Raw genomic sequence first — 8,546 nt, forward strand, 5'->3', positions numbered from 1 at the left:
TTAATTCTCCTTTACTTTATCGGAAGCCTTCTTGCCGGCAGACTTCTTGGCTGTTCCGGCCTTCTTTGCTCCGCTCTTAGCTGTGCTCTTATAATTTGATGCAACGTAGTCAAACCTTGAACGCAAAAGACCTCTGTAATCGTTGTCCTTAACAAGGTTCGTCCTCTTACTTACGAAGTCGTCGAGCTTAGTCATATACTCATTTTCCGAGATCTCGCCGTTTGCAACGCCGGTAAGTCCCTTCTCCCAGCTTGCCGTAAGCGCGGGATTGAGCATGGGCTTCATCGAGCACGCAACGGTCTCATAGACCATCTCTCCCATCTGTGTGGGCGTGATTATCTGGGTCTTTTTATTAAGATTAAGGTACTTAATGTTGACGAGCTTAGTAAGTATACCCGCTCTCGTCGCACTCGTTCCGATTCCCGAGCCCTTGATCTGAGCGCGTAGCTCCTCATCTTCGATAAACTGTCCGGCATTCTCCATCGTAAGGATGATCGTTCCGGAGTTGTATCTCTTGGGCGGCGAAGTCTCGCCTTCTTTTAGGTTAAAAGACTCTGCGGGGAGCTTGTCGCCCTTCTTTAATTTCTGAAGGTGCTCGAAGAGTTCCTCATCGGTCACGGTCTCCTCTTCGCTCTCCTTATTGTCGTCCTTGTCATCATTATTCTTGGCCTTGTCCTTAAAGAAGGAATAGTCCATAACATGCAGATATCCCTTGGCAGTCAATATCTTGAAGTTTGCAAAAAAGCTCTCGATCTTGCCTTCGTGTTCCTTACTGTCCATGGTAAGTGAAAGCGCCACTTTACTGTAGGTCGCTGACGGGTAAAAGACGGCCAGAAAACGCCTTACTATTATCTCATAGACCTTGGCCGACGTTGGGCTTAAGCTCTGAAGCGCCGACAATCCCTGGCCTGTCGGAATAATTGCATAGTGGTCTGTAATTGCTTTGTCGTTGACATATCTTGTCTTCTCAATACCTTTATAGGACTCATGCTGCAGGATTGCCTTGGCAAACACGGCGCACGGTTCATACGAAGTAAGTCCCTTTATATTCTGACTGATGACCTTGGCGATGGCACTAGACATTACACGCGCATCGGTTCTTGGATAAGTCGTCAGTTTCTTTTCATATAATTCCTGAGCTACAGCCAGCGTCTCGTCGGGATTTATCTTAAAAAATCTCGAGCAGTCATTTTGAAGCTCCGCAAGGTTATACAGAAGCGGCGCGTTCTTGACTTCTTTTTTCTTCTCACACTTAACTACTGTGGCTTCCACAGGAACAGCACCGAGAGACGTTATCAGCTCCTGCGCATCCTCTTTGGTCTTAAAGCCCTTCTCGCTGTAGAGCTTGGGCGAATTGTCGTAGAAAGATTCGGGCGTAACTCTCCACTCGGCATCACACTCTTTTCCGCCGATATTGATGCCCGCAAGCACGCGGTAAAAAGGCGTCTTTACAAACTCTCGTATCTCTCTTTCCCTGTCGACTACAATGCCCAAAACGCAGGTCATTACTCGTCCGACCGAAATAACGCACTTATCAAGATTAAGGTAATTCTTGATGGAATACGCATATTTCAGCGTCAGAGCCCTGGAGAAATTGATACCCATGAGGTAATCCTCTTTTGCCCTAAGAAAAGCGGAAGCGCCGAGATTATCATACTCGGAGTCATCCTTGGCTTCTCGTATTCCGCGCAGGATCTCATCCTCGGTCTGCGAATCGATCCAGACTCTTTTACGCGTCTTACCTGTAACGCCCGCCTGCATGTCAACGAGACGGTATATGTATTCACCCTCGCGTCCCGAGTCGGTGCATATATATATCGTATCGACGTCGTCTCTGGTCAAAAGACCTTTCACGGTCCTAAACTGCTTGGAAACATTCCCTATAACTTCGTATTTAAAATTCTGTGGGATAAAAGGAAGTGTGTCGAGCGACCACCTCTTGTACTTATCGTCGTAGACTTCAGGATAGCTCATGGTTACCAGATGTCCGACGCACCACGTTACGATAGCATCATCAGACTCCAGGTAACCGTCTTTCCTGGAAAAATTTATCTTCATCGCCGAGGCAAAAGCCTGGGCAACACTAGGTTTTTCAGCAATGTAAACGCTCTTAGCCATTCGTCAATTCATCTATACCTATGAGTCTCAGCTTGGAATCAGGCTTCATCGACGCATCAATCAGCCAAGCGTCAAACCCTACCGTTGAGAACAGATAGAAATAATCTCCCTCAAGTCTTGCTTTTTGTGCGCAGGACCAAAGGCTCTCCAAGTCGGCGTGAGTCGCCTGTTTCTGCCAAAAACACATTCCAATGGCGGTATCTCCGGTATCGCTCTGTACGATGATATCGAGATTGCCGGATTTTCCTATCCACTCACCCTCTTCAGATACATCGAACGGAAAAACTCCTCTGTCCATGCACCTGTACAGGTATTCGCGACATACCGTCTTGAAATATTCCGATGCGTAGCTTTGCATTCCTGCCGATATAAATATATCATAAAATTGCTCCGCAGGCATCTGCGTAAGACTACTTTCATTTGGGAAGATAAATCTGAAATAGAAATCCAGCAAAGGGTCCTCTATCTTATAGGCTCCTTTTACAACATTCTCTCTTCCCGCATTTCCGAATGAATAAACCTTACTGGCAAAATCATGATGAATCAAGGTCTTAAGATAAACCGATATCTTGGCTCTTGAAAAGCCCGTTGCATGATAAATATCGTTGAGCTTGTTAATGCCTCTTGCCATAACGGACAGGATCGTGTGATAAACAGACGTCTCTCTTAAATCCTTGGATGTAAGCCTGAGCGCCTCTCCGTAAAGATATGACGAAGGATCAAGGATATTCTTGCACACGTTTTCTTTAAAGGATAAAGAATCGTCAAAGTATCTCCATAAAGCCGTCTGACCGCCAAGTACAGAATACGAAAGAACCGCGTCTTTGTAGCTCATCTTGGGATAGAATGCTCTCATTGAAGAAAACGGAAGAGGTTTGATTTTCCTGAATCCGACTATATCGGCAGCGAAGCTTCCCATCTGTCCGACCATGCTGTTTTCGACCCAGTTGATATCGTGGCTCACAAGAAGAACGAGTATCTGCCTGTATCTGCCATACTCTTTTACAAAGCTTACAAGCGACTCCATGAAACCGGGGCTTGTCTTAATGATATTCTCGAAATTCCTGACAATAAAAATAAACGGAGCCTTGCCTGCAGATTCCGCACAGGCTGTAAAGATATCTGAGTAAGTCGGATCGTCTTTGACGGCGATCCTGTTACTTTTAAGTTCTCCGGTCCACAAAAAGAGCTGCTCCCTCTCAGATGCGGAGCGAGCAGAATAATAAAAGCTCTTTCTGTTTTCCGTAAATTTGGACAAAAGAGCAGAATGCTCAATATTCCTGTGTCCGTAGACAACAAGAATATTGGATAATCCGCTCTCATAGTATCTGTTTAAAAAACGTAAATCTTCTGATCTTTGCGCTTCCATCATTATACTTTTATCACTTTTTGTTGATGTATCCGCTTGCCTTAAGAAGCTCTGCGCACTCTACGGCTCCGCCTGCAGCACCACGAAGTGTGTTGTGTGAAAGACCAACGAACTTCCAATCGTAAACGCTGTCCTCACGGATTCTTCCGATGCTTACGCCCATACCGTTCTCATAGTTAACATCAAGTGTGATCTGAGGTCTGTTGTCCTCCTGCATGTACTGGATGAACTGCTTGGGAGCGCTGGGAAGCTCGAGTTTCTGAGGAAGTCCCGAGAACTGCTCAAGTTTCTCGATGAGCTGCTCCTTTGTAGGGTTCTTTTTGAACTTAACGAATGCAGCAGCTGTGTGTCCGTAAAGAACAGGGATTCTGATGCACTGGCATGTGATCTTAACGTCATCGGCAGGAACGATCACGCCGTTCTCAACCTTACCCCAGATTCTGAGGGGCTCTTTCTCTGACTTCTCTTCCTCACCTGAAATGAAAGGAATAACGTTGCCAACCATCTCGGGCCACTCTTCGAAGTTCTTACCTGCACCTGAGATAGCCTGGTATGTTGTAGCTACTACCTCGTAGGGCTCAAACTCTTTCCATGCTGTAAGAGCGGGTGTGTAGCTCTGGATTGAGCAGTTGGGCTTAACAGCGATGAAACCTGCGTTTGTGCCAAGTCTCTTTTTCTGGAACTCGATAACATCCATATGCTCAGGATTGATCTCAGGGATGATCATGGGAACATCGGGTGTCCATCTGTGTGCACTGTTATTGGAAACAACAGGTGTCTCAGTCTTAGCGTACTCTTCCTCGATAGCCTTGATCTCATCCTTAGACATGTTTACGGCTGAAAGAACAAAATCAACGTCCTCAGAAACGCCCTTAACATCAGTAACGTCCTTGATAACGATGTTCTTGATTGAATCGGGAATAGGACCATCCATCTTCCATCTGTTTCCTACTGCCTCTTCGTAAGTCTGTCCTGCAGAACGAGGGCTGGCTGCGATTGTCTTAACCTCAAACCAAGGGTGATTGTTGAGGATAGAGATGAATCTCTGTCCGACCATTCCTGTACCGCCAAGTACGGCAACCTGCAATTTGTTACTCATAATACTGTTACTCCTCCTAAAATTAAATATGATCCTTTATGTGAAAAAATATATTTGCCTGTTTATCAGTGCATCTCGAACTCTTTAAGGAACTTGCCGTTGAGCTCTATTACCTTCTTCATCGCATCCGCTCCGGGAGCTCCGATAGTAAGACGCTTGCTTACGCATGTCTCAAGGCTGATCGCATCAAAGATATCTTCGTCAAAAAGCTCGGAGAATTCCTTCAGCTCTTTTAACTCAAGATCATCGATCGCGCACTTCTTATCTATACAATAAAGAACAAGTCTTCCGATAACAGAATGCGCATCTCTAAACGGCATTCCCTTATTTACCAGGTAATCTGCCGCATCAGTAGCGTTGGTAAAGCCCATCATCGCGCTCTTTTCCATCGGTTCCTTATTGAATTTGATAGTTCTTAGCATGTCTGCAAATAATGTAAGGCAGTCAGAAACTGTATCGATCGCATCGAATGCCGCCTCCTTGTCCTCCTGCATATCCTTGTTGTATGCAAGCGGAATGCCCTTCATAGTTGTCAAAAGAGACATCAAGTCGCCATACACTCGACCTGTCTTACCTCTTACAAGCTCCGCGATGTCGGGATTCTTCTTCTGCGGCATAATGCTGCTTCCGGTTGAATACGCATCGTCTATGTCTACAAATCTGTACTCATTGCAGTTCCAGATGATGATCTCTTCGCTGAATCTTGAAAGATGCATCATGATCGTAGACAGCGCTGATAAGAACTCTATAAGGTAATCTCTGTCGGATACGGAATCCATGCTGTTGAGCGTCGGTCCGTAGAAATCAAGGAGCTGCGCCGTGTACTCTCTGTCAAGAGGATACGTTGTTCCTGCAAGTGCTCCTGCTCCCAAAGGACAATAGTTCATTCTATTATATATGTCCTTCATCCTTAAGATATCTCTTTTGAACATCTCAAAGTATGCGCCCACGTGGTGAGCAAGTGTAACGGGCTGTGCCTTCTGAAGGTGTGTGAATCCCGGCATGTAAGTGTCGATGCCGTCCTTCATGATGGTGTCGAGCGTTTCAAGCATGTTCTTAAGAAGTCCTGCCATGTGCTCGACTTCGCCCCTTGCGTAAAGTCTCATATCAAGTGCAACCTGATCGTTACGGCTGCGTCCCGTGTGTACCTTCTTGCCGGCATCTCCCACTCTCTCGATGAGGTTAGCCTCAAGAAAACTGTGGATGTCTTCATACTTGGTGCTGATCTCAAGCTTACCTGCCTTGACATCCTCAAGGATCGAATCAAGCCCCTTTAATATGAGGTCTCTCTCTTCCTCAGTGATGATGCCCTGCTTGGCAAGCATTGTCGCATGAGCCTTGCTGCCTCGTACATCCACTTCCAAAAATCTCTTATCGAACGTGATGGAAGCGTTAAAATTCCATGCCAGTTCGTTGATACTTCCTGTAAATCTACCGCCCCAAAGTTGCGCCATTTTATTATTCTCCGCTTTTTCATAGTAAAGTAATAAAAAATTATAATCACAACTTAACATATATAAATTCCAAAGACAATGTAAAATATTGACCAAATCTTTTTGGGTTTCAAAAGAAGTTTTGGGCAAAAAAACAAATGTCCGCGTAACGCGGACATTTGCATTAATTTTTTCAACAATTGTTTGCGATTTAACCCCACAGTCTGTGGCTTGGTTCTCACTCTATGATTGCAATCTGACAAGAGCTCATGGTCTCAAGCGCTGCCTTGTGCTTGTCGGAAGTTACTCCCGCGCAGCAGGAAGCATCTACACTGATATTTATCTCAGGAAGATTGGCCTTTATTAAAAGAGCATTCGAAACAACGCAGATGTCGGTGCAAACACCGATAAGTTCTACAGAAATTTCCTCTTTTGCAGCGATCTCTTTTATCTTGGCTGCTAGGTCAACAGATCCAAATGTAGGCTTATTTACATATGTTATCTTGTCTGCGTCCTTCTTGGAATCAAGGGCTTTCTGCACTTCGGCATCTATCTGCCAGCCCGCGCTTCCCTCGATGCAATGCTCAACGGGAAGGTTCTTGCCCTCCTGAGTGGTCATATAGTCAGACTGATGTGTATCTCTTGTAACGAAGATATCTTCGGATGCATACTCGCCTATCTTCTTAACAACGGCAGGCACCACCGCCTGCGCTTCCTTGGTTCCGAGCGCTCCGTCAACAAAGTCTTTTTGCATATCAACGACAACCAGTAGTTTTCTCATCATTCTCTCCTCATAAAGTAGTCATAAGTATTATTCAAAGTATTGTACTACTTCATGATATTGTCAAGGTGTGAGATGCGGCTGCGCCCGCCGAGGCCCTCCGCCATTCGCTTGGGATGCGGCTGCGCTCCGCCGCCAAGTCTTAGTCTCCTATCGACACCAGCCCGCAATTCATGGCTATAGCTTCATTCGCCAATTCCATCAGATCGCTGATGATACAATATCCCTCTTCTGCCTCTTCATGATCATCCAGTAGCCTGTCTCTGATCACTGTCTCACAAAGCTTAGCAATCTCTTTTACCTCGCTTACATTCAAGCTTACATCCGCGTAGGGATCTATATTGCAGATCGGCGAAAGATCCGGCTCTGCGCCCCTTGAGATCTTGGAAAGAAATACCAGTAACTCATCATTTAATTCAACGTTCCTGTCAGCGGGATCAACCGATCTTACGTCATCTCCCAAATATATATTCATCTTTGCCTCTTCTTGTTATGATAGTTTCAGGTCCTTTTTTATTTGCAAAAAATATTTCTCAACCTTCGTCAGCTCTTCTTTATCCGCAACTTTTTTTCTCAAAACACTTATCAATCTATCAAAAAACACCTTGTTCTCAATATGTAAAACAACATCATCTTCTATAAAGGGCTTAAAAAGCAAAACCGACACATAGCCTTCTTTATAGTCCTCATCATCTTCTTCATATGTACAATATGAGATTTCGTTTCCTGCAATTTTCTGCTCAGCTAAACGAATAATATGAATATCATCCAGCCTGTCCCCAAATAGAAAAGTGCCTATAATGAATTCTTCCAGCAAATCTTCATCCATGAATCATTCCTCCTGCGTTACTGATCCGTGGTCTATTTCGGCATGAGTCCATCTTCTTTCACGATCGTTTAGTTTTCGCATATTCCTCTTTCCTTTAACCAGATCAGTATTTCTTCATAGGCCTTTACGCCTTCATGTATATTGTTTGATTCAAATAATTCCATGAGTTTTTTGATGTGATGAAACAATTCTTCCTCACTGATCTCCTTACAATAATTATCATCAGCAAAAAAGTCATTTTCCAGCCATTCATAACTCTCATAAGGTTTCATGTCAGAATCAAGCCCGCACTCAAACACCTCAACAGGCCCAACAGATGATTGCATTATCAGTACGATGTTTCCATTGGAATCAGGGCTTGTCTTAGGTAGAGAATAGTACCATCTGCCGTTACGTATATCTGAGAAACTCATTGCGTTTGTGTTATCCTTCTTTCCTTATAGCTTACAGCGTTACTCTGATCATTCTACAGTGTATAAATAAGGCAAGCAACCTCCGGTTCATGCCTCTTTTCGCAATTTCCCGATTTACGGCATGTTATTTTGGGCTTTTATTCATGCCTCTTTTCGACTTTTCTTGATTAGAGGCATGTGGATTTGCTTCTTTTTACATGCCTCTTTTTGGCTTTTCTTGATTAGAGGCATGTAGATTCACTTCTTTTTACATGCCTCTTTTTGGCTTTTCTTAATTATAGGCATGTAGATTCACTTCTTTTTACATGCCTCTTTTCGACTTTTCCTGATTAGAGGCATGTAAATTTGCTTCTTTTTACATGCCTCCTTTCGACTTTTCTTGATTAGAGGCATGTAAATTTGCTTCTTTTTACATGCCTCTTTTTGGCTTTTCTTGATTAGAGGCATGTGGATTTGCTTCTTTTTACATGCCTCTTTTTGGCTTTTCTTGATTAGAGGCATGTA

General features: G+C 44.2%; 9 protein-coding genes. All 9 read right to left on the bottom strand.

From position 1 onward, the window contains the following. A complete protein-coding gene (locus tag D6853_RS14440; RefSeq protein ID WP_120658710.1) occupies positions 1 to 2,118 on the bottom strand; it encodes a DNA topoisomerase in 2,118 nt (705 codons plus the stop codon). After that, a complete protein-coding gene (locus tag D6853_RS14445; protein ID WP_120658711.1) occupies positions 2,111 to 3,490 on the bottom strand; it encodes an ATP-binding protein in 1,380 nt (459 codons plus the stop codon). The genes D6853_RS14440 and D6853_RS14445 overlap by 8 nt, the downstream gene beginning before the upstream one ends. Positions 3,491 to 3,500: 10 nt before the next feature. After that, positions 3,501 to 4,586, bottom strand: a complete 1,086-nt coding sequence (gene asd, locus D6853_RS14450; protein WP_120658712.1) for an aspartate-semialdehyde dehydrogenase — start codon at positions 4,584 to 4,586, stop codon at positions 3,501 to 3,503. Between the two features lie 65 nt (positions 4,587 to 4,651). Next, positions 4,652 to 6,040, bottom strand: coding sequence for an argininosuccinate lyase (gene argH, locus D6853_RS14455; protein WP_120658713.1), 1,389 nt, complete (start codon positions 6,038 to 6,040; stop codon positions 4,652 to 4,654). Between the two features lie 217 nt (positions 6,041 to 6,257). After that, a complete protein-coding gene (locus D6853_RS14460) occupies positions 6,258 to 6,800 on the bottom strand; it encodes a cysteine hydrolase family protein (protein WP_120658714.1) in 543 nt (180 codons plus the stop codon). 142 nt (positions 6,801 to 6,942) lie between these two features. After that, positions 6,943 to 7,275 (bottom strand): hypothetical protein, encoded by a 333-nt coding sequence (locus tag D6853_RS14465; protein ID WP_120658715.1) that lies wholly within the window; start codon positions 7,273 to 7,275, stop codon positions 6,943 to 6,945. A 15-nt stretch (positions 7,276 to 7,290) separates the two neighbouring features. Continuing rightward, positions 7,291 to 7,629, bottom strand: coding sequence for a hypothetical protein (locus tag D6853_RS14470; RefSeq protein ID WP_120658716.1), 339 nt, complete (start codon positions 7,627 to 7,629; stop codon positions 7,291 to 7,293). Between the two features lie 68 nt (positions 7,630 to 7,697). Continuing rightward, entirely contained in the window at positions 7,698 to 8,042 is a 345-nt protein-coding gene (locus tag D6853_RS14475) for a hypothetical protein (protein ID WP_120658717.1), read from the bottom strand. A 291-nt stretch (positions 8,043 to 8,333) separates the two neighbouring features. Next, on the bottom strand, positions 8,334 to 8,546 hold a 213-nt coding region (locus tag D6853_RS15430; RefSeq protein WP_207667222.1), incomplete at its 5' end, for a hypothetical protein.

Source organism: Butyrivibrio sp. X503 (genome assembly GCF_003625475.1).
GTDB lineage: Bacteria > Bacillota > Clostridia > Lachnospirales > Lachnospiraceae > Butyrivibrio.